Raw genomic sequence first — 17,017 nt, 5'->3', positions numbered from 1 at the left:
GGAGACGCTGCGGTTTAAAGGAACTTCGCCATCACCAGGGCCGTGTCGGCCATGCGGGTCGCGAAGCCCCATTCGTTGTCGTACCAGCTGAGGACACGCGCCAGCTTGCCGTCGATGACCTGGGTCTGGGGCAGGGCGGCGGTGGAGGAGGCGGCGATGTGGTTCAGGTCGCTGGAGACCAGCGGCTCGGTCGTCGTGAACAGGACGCCCTTCATCGGGCCGTCGGCGGCGGCCTGAAGCGCGGCGTTGATCTCGTCCACCGAGGTGTCGCGGCCGGAGACGACCTTCAGATCGACGACCGAGACGTTCGGGGTCGGCACGCGGATCGACGAACCGTCCAGCTTGCCCTTCAGTTCCGGCAGAACCAGGCCCAGGGCCTTGGCGGCGCCGGTCGAGGTCGGGATCATCGACAGGGCGGCGGCGCGGGCGCGGTACAGATCCTTGTGCATCGTATCCAGCGTCGGCTGGTCGCCGGTGTAGGAGTGGATGGTGGTCATATAGCCGCGCTCGATGCCGAACAGGTCGTTCAGCACCTTGGCCACCGGGGCCAGGGCGTTGGTGGTGCACGAACCGTTCGACACCACGATGTCGTCGGCGGTCAGGGTCTCGTGGTTGACCTTGTAGACGATGGTCTTGTCGGCGCCGTCGGCGGGGGCCGAGACCAGGACGCGCTTGGCGCCGGCCTTCAGGTGGGCGCTGGCCTTGTCCTTCGAAGTGAAGATGCCGGTGCATTCGAAGGCGATGTCCACCTTCAGTTCAGCGTGGGGCAGGTTGGCCGGATCACGCTCGGCCGTGACCTTGATCTTGCCCGTGCCGACGTCGATCCAGTCTTCGCCCGAGGTCACCGTGCCGGGGAAGCGGCCGTGCACCGAGTCATAGCGGAACAGGTGGGCGTTGGTCTCGACTGGGCCCAGATCGTTGATCGCCACCACTTCGATGTCCGTGCGGCCGTGCTCGATGATCGAGCGAAGGACGAGACGGCCGATACGGCCGAAACCATTGATGGCGACGCGAACGGTCATGGGAGGCTCCTCTGAACGATTATGGTGTTGGGCGTCTCAATGGAACTGTCGCGGCCCGGTTTCAACCCCGCCGCCGCCCCAGACCCCTAACAAGGAGTGAGCAAGCGTTACCTTCCAGGCTCGGTTTGATCGTTTCCGGCAAGAAACACCTTTCTTGAGGCGGCTTTGGCCTCTTTGAGCAAAATTTTTGCGACAGGGGTTGTGCGACTCCGGCCGGTATGGTTTCTTGGCGTCAGAACAGGGAGCCCCCGTGGCCACAATGACGCGCGACATGATGAAGGGATGCACCGCAAAGGCGGTCGCGGCCGTTCGCGTGCCGATCGGCCTGGAACGCCCTGTATTCCTCATTCTCCTCGTACTCCTCGGCCTGCTTACGCAAGCGGCGTGGATGCACGCGACCTGAACTAGACACACTCAGGATCGCCTCGCACCACCCCGCTCCCGAAAGGAAGCGGGGTTTTTAGTGCTTGGCGGTTCAAAAAGAACCGGACCGATGACGCAAGATTCTACCTCAGAGCCCAGAAAGCCCAACGCGCGCAGCGCGGCGGTGACGGCTGGCCCGAACCGGGCCGCAGCCCGTTCGTATCTGCGCGCCGCCGGCATGCAGGACGCCGATTTCGACAAGCCGATGGTCGGCATCGTCAACACCTGGTCGACGGTCACCCCGTGCAACATGCACCTGGACCGGCTGGCCAAGGACGTGCGCGCCGGCATCATCGCGGCGGGCGGCTATCCGGTCGACTTCAACACCATCGTCGTCACGGACGGCATCTCGATGGGCACGGCGGGCATGAAGGCCTCGCTGATCAGCCGCGAGGTCGTCGCCGACTCCATCGAACTGGCCATCGAGGGTCACCAGCTGGACGGCGTGGTCTGCATCGTCGGCTGCGATAAGACCATCCCGGCGGCGGCCATGGCCCTGGCGCGGATGGATATCCCCGGCCTGGTCTACTACGGCGGGACCATCATGCCTGGCGTGATCGGGACCAAGGAGGTCTCGGTCCAGGAGGTGTTCGAGGCTATCGGCGCTCATTCGGCCGGAGCGCTGGACGACGCCGGTCTGAAGGCGGTCGAGCAAGCCGTCTGCCCCGGCGCCGGGGCCTGCGGCGGCCAGTTCACGGCCAACACCATGGCTATGGCCCTGTCGGTCATGGGCATCTCGCCCATGGGCGCCAATGACGTGCCGGCCGTCGATCCGAACAAGGCGGCCGAGGGCGAGCGCTGCGGCCGACTGATCGTCGAGCGGGTCTTCGCCGGCGACACGGCCCGCAAATACATCACCCGCGCCAGCCTGAAGAACGCCGCCGTCGCCGTCTCGGCCTCGGGCGGGTCGACCAACGCCGTCATGCACCTGACCGCCATCGCAGCGGAAGCCGGCGTCGATTTTGGGGTCGAGGACTGCCACCAGGCCTGTGTCGAGGCGCCGGTCATCTGCGATCTGAAGCCGGGCGGCCGTTTCCTGGCCTCGCACCTGTTCGCCGCCGGCGGCACCCGCCTGGTCACGCAACGCATGGCCGAGGCCGGCAAGATCGTGAACACCCCGACCGTCACCGGCCGCAGCCTGTTCGCCGAGGCCGCCGAGGCCGAGGAGACGCCCGGCCAGGTGGTGGTGACCAGCTTTGAAGCCCCGGTCATGGAGCGTGGCAGCTTCGCCGTCATCTATGGCGACGTCGCCCCGGAAGGCGCGGTCATCAAGCTGACGGGCCACAAGGTCGATAAGTTCGAGGGTCCGGCCTGCGTCTTCGACAGCGAGGAAGACGCCTTCCACGCCGTTCAGGACGGTTCGGTCGGCGAAGGCGACGTCATCATCATCCGCTACGAAGGGCCTAAAGGCGGCCCCGGCATGCGCGAAATGCTGCAGGTCACCGCCGCCCTGAAGGGGCGCAAGATCGACAATGTCGCCCTGCTGACCGACGGCCGGTTCTCGGGCGCCAGCTACGGCTTCGTCGCCGGCCATGTCTCCCCGGAAGCCGCCGTCGGCGGCCCGATCGCTCTCATTCGCGATGGTGACCGCATCACCATTGACGTCACCAACCGCCGTATCGACGTCAATGTCGATCTGGCGACGCGCCGGGCGGGCTTTACGCCCCACGTAGTCCGCCCGGCGCGAGGTGTCTTTGCCAAGTACCGCGCCTCGGTCGCCTCGGCGGCCCAGGGCGCCGTCACCATCCCCAACCCGCCGCCGGCCCAAATTCCCGATTTTGGCCAGGCGTCTCACAAATCCACTGCTGCTCAGGACGCCTGAATTCTCATGGCCATCACCATCTACACCAACGAAGACATCAAGCCGGGCGCCATCGCCGGTCAGCGCATCGCCATCATCGGCTATGGCTCGCAGGGTCGCGCCCATGCGCAGAACCTGAAGGACAGCGGCCATGACGTGGTCGCCGGCGTCCGTCACGGCGGCACGGGCTGGAAACACGCCACCGAGGACGGCGTGCCGACCGCCGAGCCGGCCGAGGCCGTCAAGGGCGCCGACATCATCGCCATCCTGACCCCGGACATGGTCCAGGGCGAGGTCTATCGCGACATCATCGAGCCGAACGCCAAGGAGGGCTCGGCCCTGCTGTTCGCCCACGGCTTCTCGATCATCTACGAGCGCATCACCCCGCGCCCCGACATGGACGTCATCCTGGTCGCGCCCAAGGGCCCGGGCGACCTGGTCCGTCGCGAGTTCCAGCGCGGTCGCGGCGTGCCCTCGCTGTTCGCCATCGAGAAGGACGTGACCGGCAAGGCCCGCGACCGGGCCATGGGCTACGCCAAGGGCAATGGCGGCGCGACCGGCGGCCTGCTGGAAACCACCTTCCGTGAAGAGACCGAGACCGATCTGTTCGGCGAACAGGCCGTCCTGTGCGGCGGCGCTAAGGAACTGGTCATTCAAGGGTTCAACACCCTGGTCGAGGCCGGCTACCAGCCCGAGATCGCCTATTTCGAATGCCTGCACGAGCTGAAGCTGATCGTGGATCTGTTCTACGAGGGCGGCATCTCGAAGATGCACCACTTCATCTCTGAGACGGCCAAGTACGGCGCCGTCGCCAGCGGTCCGCGCGTCGTCAACGAAGAGACCAAGGCCCGCATGAAGACCATCCTGGAAGAGATTCAGGACGGAACCTTCGCGCGCAACTGGATCGCCGAGAACGAGGCCGGCAAGCCGCAGTACGAAGCCTGGCTGAAGGCGGACCGCGAAAGCCAGATCGAACAGGTCGGCGCCCGTCTGCGCGAGCGGATGGCCTGGCTGAACACGCCCAAGTCCGAAGCGGCCTGAGCCCAAGCGTAAAGACCGGATGACCCTGATGACCGCCGCCGCCTTCAAATCCTCAGCCGAGGCCGCCCCTCAATCGGGGGCGCGCCTGCTGGTCTCCACCCTGGAGCGGCTGGGCGTGGAGGTGGTGTTCGGTTATCCGGGCGGCGCCATCATGCCGGTCTATGACGCCCTGGCCGGATCCAAGCTGAAGCATATCCTGGTCCGCCACGAACAGGGCGCGGCCTTCGCCGCCGACGCCTATGCCAGGAAGAGCGGCAAGGTCGGGGTCTGTATGGCCACCTCCGGCCCCGGCGCCACCAATCTGATCACCGGCATCGCCAATGCGATGATGGATTCGGTGCCCATGGTCTGCATCACCGGCAATGTGGCGCAGGGGCTGATGGGCACCGACGCCTTCCAGGAGATCGACATCCTGGGCGTCACCCTGCCGATCGTGAAACACTCGATCCTGGTCCGCGCGGCCGCCGATGTTCCGGCGGCCATCGAAGAAGCCTTCCATATCGCGGCCTCGGGCCGTCCGGGGCCGGTTCTGGTCGATCTGCCCAAGGACGTGCAGTTCGCCACGACCAGCGACGACTACGGCTTCCATATCCCCAACGAGACGCCGCGCATCGACCACGACGCCATCGCCGCCGCCGAGGCCGCGATCCGCGCCGCCAAGAAGCCGCTGGTCTATATCGGCGGCGGGGTGAAGATCGGCCGTGCGACCGAGGCCCTGCGCGCCTTCGTCGCCGCCACCGGCATCCCCCAGGTCTCGACCCTGAACGCCCTGGGCACCATCCCGACCGACGCGCCGGGCATGCTGGGCATGCTGGGCATGCACGGGACGCGCGCCGCCAATCATGCGGTGCAGGACAGCGATCTGCTGATCGTCGTCGGCGCCCGTTTCGACGACCGTGCGACGGGCAAGCTGGCCGAGTTCGCGCCCAACGCCCGTATCATTCATTTCGACATCGACGCCTCGGAAGTCGGCAAGCTGCGGGCGGCCAATGTCGCCGTCGTCGGCGAGTTGAAGGACGGGGTCGAGGCCCTGACGGCGCGGATGGCCGGCGGCCCGGCCCTGGACATCCAGCCGTGGGTTGTCGACTGCGCCGAGGCCTCCGCGACCCACGCCTATCGCTATGATGCGCCGGGCGAGGGCGTCTATGCCCCGGCCCTGCTGAAGGAAGTGTCCGAAGCGGCGGGCGATGATTTCGTCGCCGCCTGCGACGTGGGCCAGCATCAGATGTGGGCGGCCATGCACTGTCGCTTCTCGCGGCCCGAGGCCCACATCACCTCGGGCGGCCTGGGCGCCATGGGCTTCGGCCTGCCCGCCGGCATCGGCGCCAAACTGGCCGATCCGTCGGCGACGGTCGTGACCATCGCCGGCGACGGCGGCTTCATGATGAACATCCAGGAGCTGGCGACGCTGAAGCGTTACGGCATCCCGCTGAAGATCGTGCTGATCGACAACTCCTCCCTGGGCCTGGTGCGCCAGTGGCAGGAGCTGTTCTTCGCCGAGAACTATTCCGAGATCGACCTGTCCGACAATCCGGACTTCGTGAAGGTGGCCGAGGCCTTTGGCATCGAGGCCTTCCGTATCGATCGCCGCGATCAGGTGTCCGACGGCATCCAGCGCCTGCTGGCCGCCGACGGTCCCTGCCTGGCCCATGTGGTCATCGATTCCCGAGACAATGTCTGGCCGCTGGTTCCGCCGGGCAAGAGCAACGCCGAAATGATGGAGGGCTCCTGAGATGAGCAACACGATCCACATCCAGATCGACCGTGCAGACGGTTCGCTTCAGCGTCTCATTGGCCTTGTGGAACGCCGCGGCTTCCACATCGACGGCATGAACATGGCCGACATTCCCGGTTCGGGCGGCGCCTTCCGACACCTGGCCCTGACCGTGCGCGGCCGCGACGCCGGCCGTTCCATCGACAATCTGGGGTGCCAGATTGACCGGCTGTTCGGCGTGCGCCGTATCGGCAATGACATTATTCAATCCGAGGCCGCATAATGACCGCCGAAAAAGTACGAGTATCCGGCGTATCCCGAACTGAGGAGATCGCCGCCGACCCCAACCGCGTCATCGTTTTCGACACGACGATGCGGGACGGGGAACAGGCGCCCGGTTTCTCCATGAGCGCCCAAGCCAAGCTGAAGATGGCCCAGGTCCTGAAGGACCTGGGCGTCGACGTTATCGAGGCCGGCTTCGCCGCCGCCTCGCCCGGCGACGAAGACTGCATCCGCCGGGTCGCTGGCGAGGTCGAGGGGCCGATCTTCTGCTCCCTGTCGCGCGCCAACGAAAAGGACATCGACGCCACCTTCCGCGCCCTGCAGCCGGCGCCCAGGTCGCATCGTCGCTGCCACACCTTCATCGGCACCAGCCCGATCCACCGCACCGCCAAGCTGAAGATGTCGACCAACGAGGTTCTGGCCACGGCCGTCCGCTCGGTCGAATACGCGGTCAGCCTGTTCGACGACGTCGAGTTCTCGGCCGAGGACGCCTTCCGCACCGAGCCCGAGTTCCTGGCCGATGTGCTGGAAGCCGCCGCAGACGCCGGCGCCCGGACCCTGAACGTGCCCGACACCGTCGGCTATGCGACCCCGGAAGAGGTGCGCGAGACCTACCGCGCCCTGGCGGCCCGCATCCACAAACGCCATCCCCATGTGATCTTCTCGGCTCACTGCCACGACGACCTGGGCATGGCGGTCGCCAACTCCCTGGCCGCCATCGAGGGCGGGGCGCGTCAGGTCGAGGGCGCGATCAACGGCATCGGCGAACGCGCCGGCAACGCCTCGATCGAAGAAGTCATCATGGCGCTGAAGGTCCGCGAGGACCGGTACGGCGTCACCACCGGGGCCGACAGCCGCCATCTGGTGCGCGCCTCCAAGATCCTGTGCGAGATCACCGAGACGGTGATCGCCCGCAACAAGTCGGTCGTCGGAATCAACGCCTTCGCTCACGAAGCCGGCATTCACCAGCACGGCATGCTGGCCGACAGCCGCACCTATGAGATCATGCGGCCCCAGGACGTGGGCTTCGAAGGCAGCTGGTTCGTGCTGGGCAAACACTCGGGCCGCCACGCCATCGCCAAGCGCGCCGAGACCATCGGCCGTCCCATCGAGGGCGAGCGTCTGGCGGCCGTGGTGGTCGGCTTCAAGCAGCGCGCTGACCAGATCGGCGAGATCAGCGACGCCGAACTGATCGCCATCATCGACCGGGTCGACGGCGTTGAGGAGACGGTGGCCCAGTATGCGTAAGCTGACGGCCCGCACCCTGTTCGACAAGGTCTGGGACGCCCACGTCGTGCGGCCGCAAACAGGCGACACGCCCGGCGTTCTGTATATCGACCTGCACCTGGTCCACGAGGTCACCAGCCCGCAGGCCTTCAGCGAGATCGAGGCGCGCGGGCTGAAGGTGCGGCGTCCCGACCGGACCTATGCGACCTTGGACCATTCGACCCCGACCCTGCCGGCGGGGCTGAACGGGCTGAAGCCCTATGTCACGGCCCAGGCCGAGGCTCAGGTCCATCGGCTGGAGAAGAACTGCGCCGCCCACGGTGTACCGCTGGCGGGCTGGGACTCCGACGACCGCGGCGTGGTCCACGTGATGGGGCCGGAACTGGGCCTGACCCAGCCGGGCATGACCGTGGTCTGCGGCGACAGCCATACGGCGACGCATGGGGCCTTCGGGGCCCTAGCCTTCGGCATCGGCACGTCCGAGGTCGGCCATGTTCTGGCCACCCAATGCCTGTTGCAGCGCAAGGCCAAGGCCATGCGGGTGACGGTGACCGGTCGGCTGCAACCCGGCGTATCGGGCAAGGATGTCGCCCTGGCCGTGATCGCCGCCATCGGCTTCGGCGGCGGCACCGGCTATGTCATCGAATACGCTGGCGAGGCTGTGCGGTCGCTGGACATGGAAGGGCGGATGACCCTGTGCAACATGTCCATCGAGGCCGGCGCCCGCGCGGGCATGATCGCCCCTGACCAGACCACCATCGACTGGCTGCGCGGCCGCAAACATGTGCCCGCCGATTATGAGGCCGCGACGGCCGAATGGCTGAAACTGTCCAGCGATCCGAACGCGGTCTTCGACCAGGAAGTCGTCATCGACGGCGCCGCCATTCGCCCGATGGCGACCTGGGGCACGACGCCGGATGCGGGCGCTCCCATCGGCACGCCCGTGCCGCAACCCCAGTCGGACAGCGACCGCAAGGCCATCGCCTATATGGGCTTCACCGCCGGCGAGGCGACGACCAGCCAGCCGGTGGACGTGGTCTTCATCGGCTCGTGCACCAACGGCCGTCTGCCCGACCTGCGCGCCGCCGCCGAGGTGCTGCGCGGCCGCAAGGTCAAGCCGGGTCTGCGCATGCTGGTCGTGCCGGGCTCCGAGGCCGTGCGTCGCGACGCCGAGGCGGAAGGCCTGGATCAGGTCTTCATCGCCGCCGGCGCCGAATGGCGTATCCCCGGCTGTTCGATGTGTATCGCCATGAACGGCGATTTCGTCGCGCCGGGTCAGCTGGCCGTCTCGACCTCCAACCGCAATTTCGAAGGCCGCCAGGGCAAGGACGCCCGCACCATCCTGGCCAGCCCCGCGACGGCGGCGGCGACGGCTGTGGCCGGGGTGCTGACCGATCCGCGCGTCTTTTTGAGCGAGGCGGCCCTCAAGCAGGCGAGCGCCGCGCGCGAGACGGTAGGAGTGCAAAATGTCTGAACCCTTCCAGGTCCTGACCTCTAAAACCGTGATCCTGAGCCAGGCCAATATCGACACCGACCAGATCATCCCCGCGCGCTTCCTGACCACGACGTCGCGCGAGGGTTTGGGCAAGGCCGCCTTCTATGACTGGCGCTACGAAACCGACGGTTCGGAAAAGCCCGAAGCCATCCTGAATCGGATCGAGCCGGCCGAGCACCGCATCCTGCTGGCGGGCAAGAATTTCGCCTGCGGCTCGTCGCGTGAACATGCGCCCTGGGCCCTGTACGACTATGGGTTCCGGGCGGTGATCTCGACCGAAATCGCTGACATTTTTACATCTAACGCCTTGAAAAACGGCCTGCTGCCCATCGTCGTCGACCAGGCGGTCTGGGACGATCTGGCGTCACAACCGGATCAGCCGGTCACGATCGACCTCCAGGCCAACCAGATCCGGCGCGGCAATGCGCAGCCCGTGCCGTTCGAGGTCGAATCCTTCGCACGCCAGTGCCTGCTGGACGGGGTGGACACCCTGGGCTGGCTGCAATCAAACCTGCCTGAGATCGAAGCCTTTGAGCGCTCGCGAGAGACTGTCTGATGCCCCACACCGCTCCCAAGACCTATAATATCGTCCTGCTGCCCGGCGACGGCGTCGGGCCCGAGGTGACGCGCGCCGCTCGCGACGTGCTGGCCGTGATCGGCGACTTCTACGGCCACAGCTTCAACTTCACCGAACATCTGATCGGCGGCGCCGCCATCGACGAGACGGGCGAGCCCCTGCCGGAGGCGACCCGCGCCGTCTGCGTCGCCGCCGACGCCGTTCTGCTCGGCGCGGTCGGCGGTCCTAAATGGGACGGCGGCAAGCGTCGGCCCGAGGAAGGCCTGCTGGCGATCCGCAAGGCCATGGGCCTGTTCGCCAATCTGCGGCCGTTGCAGGTGTCGCCGGTGCTGGCGCATCGTTCGCCGCTGAAGCGCGAGATCGTCGAAGGCGTCGATCTGATCGTCTTCCGCGAGCTGACCGGCGGCGTCTATTTCGGCGAGAAGACCCGCACCGCCGACCGGGCCACGGACCTGTGCGAATATACGGTGCCTGAAATCGAGCGCGTGACCCGCGCCGCCTTCCAGACCGCCCGCCAGCGCCGCGGCAAGGTGACCTCGGTGGACAAGGCCAATGTCATGGAGACCAGCCGCCTGTGGCGCGAGGTCGTGACCCGTATCCACGCCGAGGAATTCCCCGAGATCGAGCTGGAACACGCCCTGGTCGATTCCATGGCCATGCACCTGATTCGCAAGCCGCGCGAATACGACGTCATCCTGACCGAAAATATGTTCGGCGACATCCTGTCGGACGAGATCTCGGTGCTGGGCGGTTCGATCGGCCTGCTGCCCTCGGCCTCGTTGGGCACGGAGGGGCCGGGCCTGTTCGAGCCGATCCACGGCTCGGCGCCGGACATCGCCGGGCAGGACCTGGCCAATCCGGTCGGGACCATCCTGTCGGCCGCCCTGCTGCTGCGTCACAGTCTGAAGCTGGAGGACGAGGCTGATTCCATCGAGGCCGCCGTGGCGGCCGTCCTCGCCGCCGGCGCCGTCACCGCGGATCTGGGCGGAGCGCTGGGCACCCGCGCCGCGACTGAGGCGGTCATCGACGCCATCCGTGCGATCCATTGGGCGGCGGCGCATCGGGTGCAAATGCACTGGGCCTGACCAAATCGGGGTGCGAATTTCGTACCGCAAACACCGTTTGGTGGAACATTAATCGATCTAAAAGGCCCCGCATGACGCAACGATCATGTGGGGCTTAACTTTTCTTCAATGACCGTTGCAAGAAAGTTGCACCGTTTACGGTCAAGCCCCTTGCGTCAGAAGCGATTGCAGTAAAACCTTCGCATCTGCGAGATTGCTAAGGGGGATTTTTGCTCATGTCGCGTGTCTGGAATCGACTTCCGGGAGCCGTCGCGCTCCTGCTTCTGACCATCGGGCTGTTTTATGCGGGCGGGGCCTTCGCCCAAACGCCCGAGGCGGCGCCTGCGCTTCTGGCGCACCAGTCGGCGCTCGAATTGGACAGCGCGGGCACGGCCTGGCTGGGCACTTCGACCGCCCTGGTCCTGTTGATGACCCTGCCGGGCCTGGCCCTGTTCTACGGCGGCATGGTGCGCCGTAAGAACGTCATCGCAACCATCACCCAATCGGTCGGCGTCTTCGCCGTCGTGTCGCTGGTCTGGTTCATCGCCGGCTACAGCATCGCCTTCGGCGCCAACCCCGACCCGGTGCTTCAGCCCTATGTCGGCAGCATCGAAATGCTGTTCCTGAACGGCGTGACCCTGGGCACGGCCAACAGCCTGCTGACGGGCATCCCCGAATATCTGTTCATCGCATTCCAGATGACCTTCGCGATCATCACCCCAGCCCTCGTCACCGGCGCCTTCGCCGAGCGGATGAAATATTCGGGTCTGCTGCTGTTCACGGCCCTCTGGTCGCTGCTGATCTATTCGCCCATCTGTCACTGGGTGTGGGGCGGCGGTTTCCTGGGTTCGGCCGGCGTGCTGGACTTCGCCGGCGGCGCCGTGGTTCACGTCAACTCGGGCGTGGCCGGTCTGGTCTGCGCCATCTTCCTGGGCCGTCGCAAAGGCTATGGCGCTGAACCGATCATCGCCCACAACCCCGTTCTGACCATGATCGGCGCCTCGCTGCTGCTGGTCGGCTGGATCGGCTTCAACGCCGGTTCGGCGGGCGCGGCCAACGACCTGATGGCTGTGGCTCTGCTGAACACCGTCCTGGCCGCCGCCGCCGCCGCCCTGACCTGGAAGATCATCGAACTGATCGAGAAGAAGAAGGTCTCGCTGATCGGCATGCTGTCGGGCGTGGTCGCCGGTCTGGTCGCCATCACCCCGGCCGCCGGCTTCGTCGATCCCAAGGGCGCGGTCATCATCGGCCTGATCGCCGGACCGGTCTGCTATATCTCGTCGGTCTGGATCAAGAAGCTGCTGCGCTACGACGACTCCCTGGACGCCTTCGGCATCCACGGCGCCGGCGGTCTGATCGGCGCCCTGCTGACCGGCGTCTTCGCCACCACCGCGATCAACAGCCTGTCGGAAGGGGCCAATGTCGGCACCCAGGCCCTCGGTCTGGCCTGGACCATCGCCTACAGCGCGGTCGGCACCTTCGTCATCCTGGTTATCTGCAAGTTCACCACGGGCCTGCGCGTGAGCGAGGCGGAAGAAGCCGCTGGTCTGGACACCTCGCTGCACGGCGAGACTTTGGACCACTAATGAGATCTGGATGCGGCTCCGCCGGCCGCATCCAGCCTGCCGGGCCTGTCTCGGCGCTACAGAAACAAATATAATCAAGGGGATATGACTATGAAGTTTGGATTCTTCCGTTCCGCCGCTGCGGCGGCTCTCGCCACGGGCCTGATCGGCCTGGCGGCGCCCGCCTCGGCGCAAAGCGACATCGACGTCGCCTTCAACGCCGGGATCGTGACCGATTATGTGTTCCGCGGCTTCAGCCAGACGGCCGAAGATCCCGCCATCCAGGGCGGCGTCGATCTGACCTCCGGCAGCTTCTACGCCGGCGCCTGGGCCTCGAACGTTGATTTCGGCGACGACACGGATGCCGAGTTCGACATCTATGGCGGCTATCGCACCGAGGCCTCTGGCTTCGCCCTCGACTTCGGCGTGATCGGCTACCTCTATGCGGGTACGCCGGATGAGGTCGATTACAACTATGTGGAGTTCAAGGCTGCGACGTCGCGCGCCGTCGGGCCCGCCACGATCGGCGCCGCCGTCTATTATTCGCCGGACTTCTTCGGCGTGGACGAAGCCGCCACCTATGCTGAAATCAACGGGTCCTTCAGCCCGGCTGATAAGTGGACGGTTTCGGGCGCCATCGGCCAGCAATGGCTGGACGTCACCGATGACTATGCGACCTGGAACGCCGGCGTCGCCTACGCCCTGACCGATAACCTGGCGCTGGATGTCCGCTATCACGACACCGACGTTAAGGGTGTCGACGGCGCCTATGATCGGGTCGTGGCAGGCGTCAAGCTGGTCTTCTGATCCCAGCGCATCGCTGACCTAAGAAATCGGCCCCGGAGAGCGATCTCCGGGGCCTTTTTCGTTTCAGCGGGCGTAGCGGCTTGCGACCGGGTCGTACCGGTCCCAGACCTTGCCGTCGGCCAGGGACCGCAGCAGCTTCAGATATTCGGCATGGGTCCACGCCAGGGGCGTCGCCGAATCCGTGTTCTGACCCAGGGCGTAGTCGCGCTCGGTCGGATCCCCGACCCCGTCCCAGACCTGTTCGGCCAGCATCAGGCCGTCATTGGCGAACCGCTCCATGCCGCGCACATAGGTCTGGCGGATGGCGGCGATATCGGCGGCGGACGGCGTCCCGTTCACACTGACGCGGGCCAGTTCATAATGGCCGCGCTCGCCGGTGAAGAAGGGCCAGACCCGGCCGCGCTGGCCGGGACTCATCTGGCCGCCGACGCCATAGTTGGCCCCGGTGACACGGTCTTCGCCATAGCCGTCGACGCCGTAGCGACGCCAGCCCGGCGTCGTGTCGCCTTCCAGACCGAAGTCGTAGCGGACCCGGTACAGATCCTCCAACGACTGGTCGTCATAGACCGGCAGGGTGGACAGGATGTGCGGATCGTCGGCCTTGCGCACGCCGTACCGCACCAACTCCAGGAAGCCGCCGTCCACCACCCGATCCTCGGCCGGGGCGATCTGGCCGTTGGCGGCGCCGATCGGGGCCTTGTCGTTCGGGTTCTCGTTCTGGCTGATGCGGATGTAGTAGCGGCCGTCGCCGAAATCGCCGTTGGTCGTGAACATCCGGTCCTCGATTTTCGAGGCGTAGCCGTCGGCGGCGGCCTGGTAGCGGGTCGCGCCCGATGCGTCGCCTGAGGCGCGGGCCATCTCGGCCGCGACCGTCAGGCCGGCGACCACGGCGGCCGTGGTGGACGGCGAATAGCCCTGCTGCTCCTCCCAGCGTTCCTGCTGGGTGAAGGGCGGCTTGATATCCGCGTCGTTCCACAACAGCCCGACCTTGCCGCCGTCCACCAGGAAGTCGGCCGCCGGTTTCAGCATCGACTGATAGTGGTCGGCCATTTCCGCATCGGACAGCCAGCCCATCTTCCATAGGCGATAGCCCAGCATGATCGGCATGGCCGTCTGGTCCAACTGAACCGCAACCCACTCCAGCTCGCCATCGACGTGGGTCTTCTGCAAGAACCAGCCGCCGACGCCCGTATTGCCGGGCGTGTTCGGTCCGACCTGCACCTGGGGCAGATAGTTGAAGGCCGCCAGCGGCGTTTCCTTGTCGCCCAGGGCCGCCAGGGCCATGGCCACCTGATAGAAGTCGCGCGGCCAGACCGCCTTGTACCCGGTCGAGGATTTCGACGCGTCCACCGTGTCGCCCCACGGGTTGGACAGCGACGCGATCAGCGCGCCGGCGTGGGTGCGGTCCTCCTGCACCTTCAGCATCAGGGCAGAGGCATAGGCCAGCTTGCCGCCGTCGGTCGCCTGCTGCGCGATGCGCGGCAGTTCGGTCAGGGAGGCGACATAGTCCTCCCACCCTGTGCGGGCGCCCTCGCCGTTGAACCGCGCCAGCACCTCGTCCAGTCCGGTCGCGAAGGCGCCGTCCGCCGCCGCCTGGGCCGCCGCCTCGCTGTCGCCGAAGCCGACGACGAAGTCACGGGTGAGGCTCTGGCCCATGCGCAGGGTCGGCAGGGCGCCGGTCATCATCGTATTGCCCGCCGTCTCGCCGGTCGAACCATAGGTCCAAGCCAGCTTTCCGTCCTTCAGGTCGGTCAGCCCGTCCGACGCGCCGACGAAGCCGACGCTGGCCGCAGTGAAGGCCTCGCTGGGCTTCAGCACCAGATGGATCGAACCTTCCCAGGCGTGGAAGCCTTGGGGCGTGACGGCGCCGCGATCATCCACCCCAGTATTGGCGATGTGCGGCTCCAGCAGCAGATAGGGCGTGGCCTCGCCGCTCAGGGCCGTGATGACGACCCGCAGCACCAAGGCGTTGCGGTCGGGGTCGGCGAAGATGCGCTTCTCGATCTCGAACCGGCCGGCCTTGTCGCGGGTGGTGATCTTGTAGGCGGGCGACAGCGGGCGGCCCTCGGCGTCCACGTGCAGGTATTCGGTCTTGGCCGTGGTGTCGTCGCCTTCCAGCGCCAGACCCTCCGGTGTGACGACGGCGAAGCGCAGCTGCTTGATCTGGGCCTCGTGGATCAGGCCGTACATGGTCTCGGTCAGGACGCCGTCGGCGATGGAGAACCAGACCTTGGACACCGCCCCGGTCGGGCCGCCGTCGCGATACTGGCCGTCGACATAGGCTTCGTAGGAGGCCCCGGCGCCGGTCTTGGCGGCGCTGGACCACACGGGCGCCGCCCCAGGCGCACCGGGTGCGACGGACTGGGCCGAGGCGGCGGAGGCGAGGGCCAGGCCGGCGACGCCGGCGAGGCAGAGTGTCTTTGACATACGCATGGAGGTCCTCACGGATTGCGCGTGGGGGGAAGCGAGCCGGACTCGCGGACGAACAGCGCGCTGATCGCAGCCAGCACGAAGGAAACGGCGCCCAGCACCAGGGCCCAGATGGCTTGCCCGCCGAAGAAATGCTTCAGGATCAGGCCCAGAACGGTGGCGGCCAGCAGTTGCGGCACGACGATGAAGATGTTGAAGACGCCCATATAGACGCCCATCTTTCGGTCCGGCGCCGCCGCCGACAGGATGGCGTAGGGCAGGGAGACGATCGAGGCCCAGGCGAAGCCAACGCCGATCATCGGCAGCCACAGCAGGCCCGGATCGCGGATGACGAAGACCCCGAACAGGCCCGCCGCGCCCAGCAACAGCATCAGGGCGTGGGTCGCCTTGCGCCCGATCCGCTTGGCCAGGACCGGCAGGGTGAAGGCCGCCAGGGCCGCCACGCCGTTATAGACCCCGAACAGAACCCCGACCCAGTCGGCCCCGGCGGCATAGGCGGCCGAGGTCGCATCGGTCGTGCCGTAATGGACGCGGGTCACGGCGGCGGTGGTGTAGATCCACAGGGAGAACAGGGCGAACCAGCTGAAGAACTGGACCACCGCGAGACCCCGCATGGTCTCGGGCATGCGGAAGATGTCGTTCAGGATCTCGGTCGCGGCGTTGACGATCTGGCGGCGTTGCATCATGCCGACCGCGATCTGTAACAGGCCGAAACCGGCGAAGAAGCCGGCCAGGACCAGCAGCTCCTTCTCCAGGTTCAGCGCGCCGATCAGCACGAAACCCAGCCCCCCCAGCACGGCGCAGACCAGGCCCGACGTCATCCAGCCCTGAACGCTGCGCGCCGGCGCCTCGGCGCCGTCGTCAGCAGGCGCGCCCAGGGCCGCCTGCTTGGCGCGCTCAAAGGCGGCGATCTGTTCGGGGCTATATTCCTTGGTGCTCAGTACGGTCCAAAGCACGGCCGAGAACAGGCCGGCCGCGCCGACGTAGAAGGCGATCTTGACCGACAGGGGCACGACCCCCGCCGCGGCCGTCGGAACCACGCCGAAGACGTTGGACAGCAGCCAGGGCAGGACCGAGGCGAAGACGGCGCCGGCGCCGATAAAGAAGCTCTGCATCGCATAGCCTGCGGTGCGCTGCTCCTCCGGCAGATTGTCGCCGACGAAGGCCCGGAACGGCTCCATGGTGATATTGATCGAGGCGTCCATGATCCAAAGCATAGCTGCGGCGAACCACAGGCCGGGGCTGTTGGGCATGGCGATCAGGGCCAGGGTCGTGGCGATGGCCCCGACCAGGAAATAGGGGCGGCGACGCCCGAACCGGGTCCAGGTCTTGTCGCTGAAATGGCCGATGATCGGCTGGACTAGGAGGCCCGTCAGCGGCGCGGCGATCCATAGGATGGCCAGGCTGTCGACCTCGGCGCCCAGGGTCTGGAAGATCCGGCTGGTGTTGGCGTTCTGTAGGCCGAAGCCGATCTGGATGCCGAAAAAGCCGACGCACATGTTCCAGATCGCCAGGCCGGACAGGCGCGGGCGGTGGGCGAGCAGGGTCATGCGACGCCTCTCCTTATCG

General features: G+C 66.6%; 13 protein-coding genes. 10 read left to right on the top strand and 3 right to left on the bottom strand.

Annotated elements, in window-relative coordinates; genetic code table 11:
- Positions 1–14: 14 nt before the first annotated feature.
- A complete protein-coding gene (gene gap, locus OU998_RS14450) occupies positions 15–1,022 on the bottom strand; it encodes a type I glyceraldehyde-3-phosphate dehydrogenase (RefSeq protein ID WP_267514356.1) in 1,008 nt (335 codons plus the stop codon).
- 493 nt (positions 1,023–1,515) lie between these two features.
- Between gap and OU998_RS14445 the strand changes: the two genes are divergently transcribed.
- The 10 genes from OU998_RS14445 (at position 1,516) to OU998_RS14400 (ending at position 13,018) form a co-directional block, all read left to right on the top strand.
- A complete protein-coding gene (locus OU998_RS14445; RefSeq protein WP_267514355.1) occupies positions 1,516–3,267 on the top strand; it encodes a dihydroxy-acid dehydratase in 1,752 nt (583 codons plus the stop codon).
- 6 nt (positions 3,268–3,273) lie between these two features.
- Positions 3,274–4,287: a ketol-acid reductoisomerase gene (ilvC, locus tag OU998_RS14440; RefSeq protein WP_267514354.1), complete on the top strand. Its 1,014-nt coding sequence runs from the start codon at positions 3,274–3,276 to the stop codon at positions 4,285–4,287.
- Positions 4,288–4,306: 19 nt separating this feature from the next.
- Complete coding sequence (gene ilvG / locus OU998_RS14435) at positions 4,307–6,019, top strand: acetolactate synthase 2 catalytic subunit (protein WP_267514353.1); 1,713 nt, start codon at positions 4,307–4,309, stop codon at positions 6,017–6,019.
- Position 6,020: 1 nt separating this feature from the next.
- The gene (locus OU998_RS14430; protein ID WP_267514352.1) at positions 6,021–6,284 is read left to right on the top strand and encodes an ACT domain-containing protein; all 264 of its coding nucleotides are present in this window, start codon (positions 6,021–6,023) and stop codon (positions 6,282–6,284) included.
- Positions 6,284–7,531 carry a 2-isopropylmalate synthase gene (locus OU998_RS14425; protein WP_267514351.1) on the top strand — a complete coding sequence of 416 codons (1,248 nt, stop codon included), beginning with the start codon at positions 6,284–6,286 and terminating at the stop codon, positions 7,529–7,531. Before OU998_RS14430 ends, OU998_RS14425 begins: the two co-directional genes overlap by 1 nt.
- Positions 7,524–8,984: a 3-isopropylmalate dehydratase large subunit gene (gene leuC, locus OU998_RS14420; protein WP_267514350.1), complete on the top strand. Its 1,461-nt coding sequence runs from the start codon at positions 7,524–7,526 to the stop codon at positions 8,982–8,984. The genes OU998_RS14425 and leuC overlap by 8 nt, the downstream gene beginning before the upstream one ends.
- Complete coding sequence (leuD, locus tag OU998_RS14415; protein ID WP_267514349.1) at positions 8,977–9,561, top strand: 3-isopropylmalate dehydratase small subunit; 585 nt, start codon at positions 8,977–8,979, stop codon at positions 9,559–9,561. The genes leuC and leuD overlap by 8 nt, the downstream gene beginning before the upstream one ends.
- The gene (gene leuB / locus OU998_RS14410) at positions 9,561–10,667 is read left to right on the top strand and encodes a 3-isopropylmalate dehydrogenase (RefSeq protein WP_267514348.1); all 1,107 of its coding nucleotides are present in this window, start codon (positions 9,561–9,563) and stop codon (positions 10,665–10,667) included. Before leuD ends, leuB begins: the two co-directional genes overlap by 1 nt.
- A gap of 215 nt (positions 10,668–10,882) precedes the next feature.
- Entirely contained in the window at positions 10,883–12,232 is a 1,350-nt protein-coding gene (locus OU998_RS14405; protein WP_267514347.1) for an ammonium transporter, read from the top strand.
- Between the two features lie 90 nt (positions 12,233–12,322).
- Positions 12,323–13,018 (top strand): TorF family putative porin, encoded by a 696-nt coding sequence (locus OU998_RS14400; protein WP_267514346.1) that lies wholly within the window; start codon positions 12,323–12,325, stop codon positions 13,016–13,018.
- A 63-nt stretch (positions 13,019–13,081) separates the two neighbouring features.
- Here the strand turns inward: OU998_RS14400 and OU998_RS14395 are convergent, their stop codons facing one another.
- Both OU998_RS14395 and OU998_RS14390 read right to left on the bottom strand, forming a co-directional pair.
- The gene (locus tag OU998_RS14395) at positions 13,082–15,451 is read right to left on the bottom strand and encodes a glucan 1,4-alpha-glucosidase (protein WP_267514345.1); all 2,370 of its coding nucleotides are present in this window, start codon (positions 15,449–15,451) and stop codon (positions 13,082–13,084) included.
- Between the two features lie 8 nt (positions 15,452–15,459).
- The gene (locus tag OU998_RS14390; protein WP_267514344.1) at positions 15,460–16,998 is read right to left on the bottom strand and encodes an MFS transporter; all 1,539 of its coding nucleotides are present in this window, start codon (positions 16,996–16,998) and stop codon (positions 15,460–15,462) included.
- Positions 16,999–17,017: the final 19 nt, after the last annotated feature.

Origin of the sequence: Brevundimonas sp. SL130 (genome assembly GCF_026625805.1) — a bacterium.
Taxonomy (GTDB): Bacteria; Pseudomonadota; Alphaproteobacteria; order Caulobacterales; family Caulobacteraceae; genus Brevundimonas.
The sequence above is the reverse complement of the archived record's forward strand: the minus strand, read 5'-3'. Positions and strand labels throughout refer to the sequence as shown.

Bases quoted from the DNA above. Each gene is read 5' to 3' on its own strand.
- gap (WP_267514356.1), bottom strand. From the start codon at position 1,022: ATGACCGTTCGCGTCGCCATCAATGGTTTCGGCCGTATCGGCCGTCTC.
- OU998_RS14445 (WP_267514355.1), top strand. From the start codon at position 1,516: ATGACGCAAGATTCTACCTCAGAGCCCAGAAAGCCCAACGCGCGCAGC.
- ilvC (WP_267514354.1), top strand. From the start codon at position 3,274: ATGGCCATCACCATCTACACCAACGAAGACATCAAGCCGGGCGCCATC.
- ilvG (WP_267514353.1), top strand. From the start codon at position 4,307: ATGACCCTGATGACCGCCGCCGCCTTCAAATCCTCAGCCGAGGCCGCC.
- OU998_RS14430 (WP_267514352.1), top strand. From the start codon at position 6,021: ATGAGCAACACGATCCACATCCAGATCGACCGTGCAGACGGTTCGCTT.
- OU998_RS14425 (WP_267514351.1), top strand. From the start codon at position 6,284: ATGACCGCCGAAAAAGTACGAGTATCCGGCGTATCCCGAACTGAGGAG.
- leuC (WP_267514350.1), top strand. From the start codon at position 7,524: ATGCGTAAGCTGACGGCCCGCACCCTGTTCGACAAGGTCTGGGACGCC.
- leuD (WP_267514349.1), top strand. From the start codon at position 8,977: ATGTCTGAACCCTTCCAGGTCCTGACCTCTAAAACCGTGATCCTGAGC.
- leuB (WP_267514348.1), top strand. From the start codon at position 9,561: ATGCCCCACACCGCTCCCAAGACCTATAATATCGTCCTGCTGCCCGGC.
- OU998_RS14405 (WP_267514347.1), top strand. From the start codon at position 10,883: ATGTCGCGTGTCTGGAATCGACTTCCGGGAGCCGTCGCGCTCCTGCTT.
- OU998_RS14400 (WP_267514346.1), top strand. From the start codon at position 12,323: ATGAAGTTTGGATTCTTCCGTTCCGCCGCTGCGGCGGCTCTCGCCACG.
- OU998_RS14395 (WP_267514345.1), bottom strand. From the start codon at position 15,451: ATGCGTATGTCAAAGACACTCTGCCTCGCCGGCGTCGCCGGCCTGGCC.
- OU998_RS14390 (WP_267514344.1), bottom strand. From the start codon at position 16,998: ATGACCCTGCTCGCCCACCGCCCGCGCCTGTCCGGCCTGGCGATCTGG.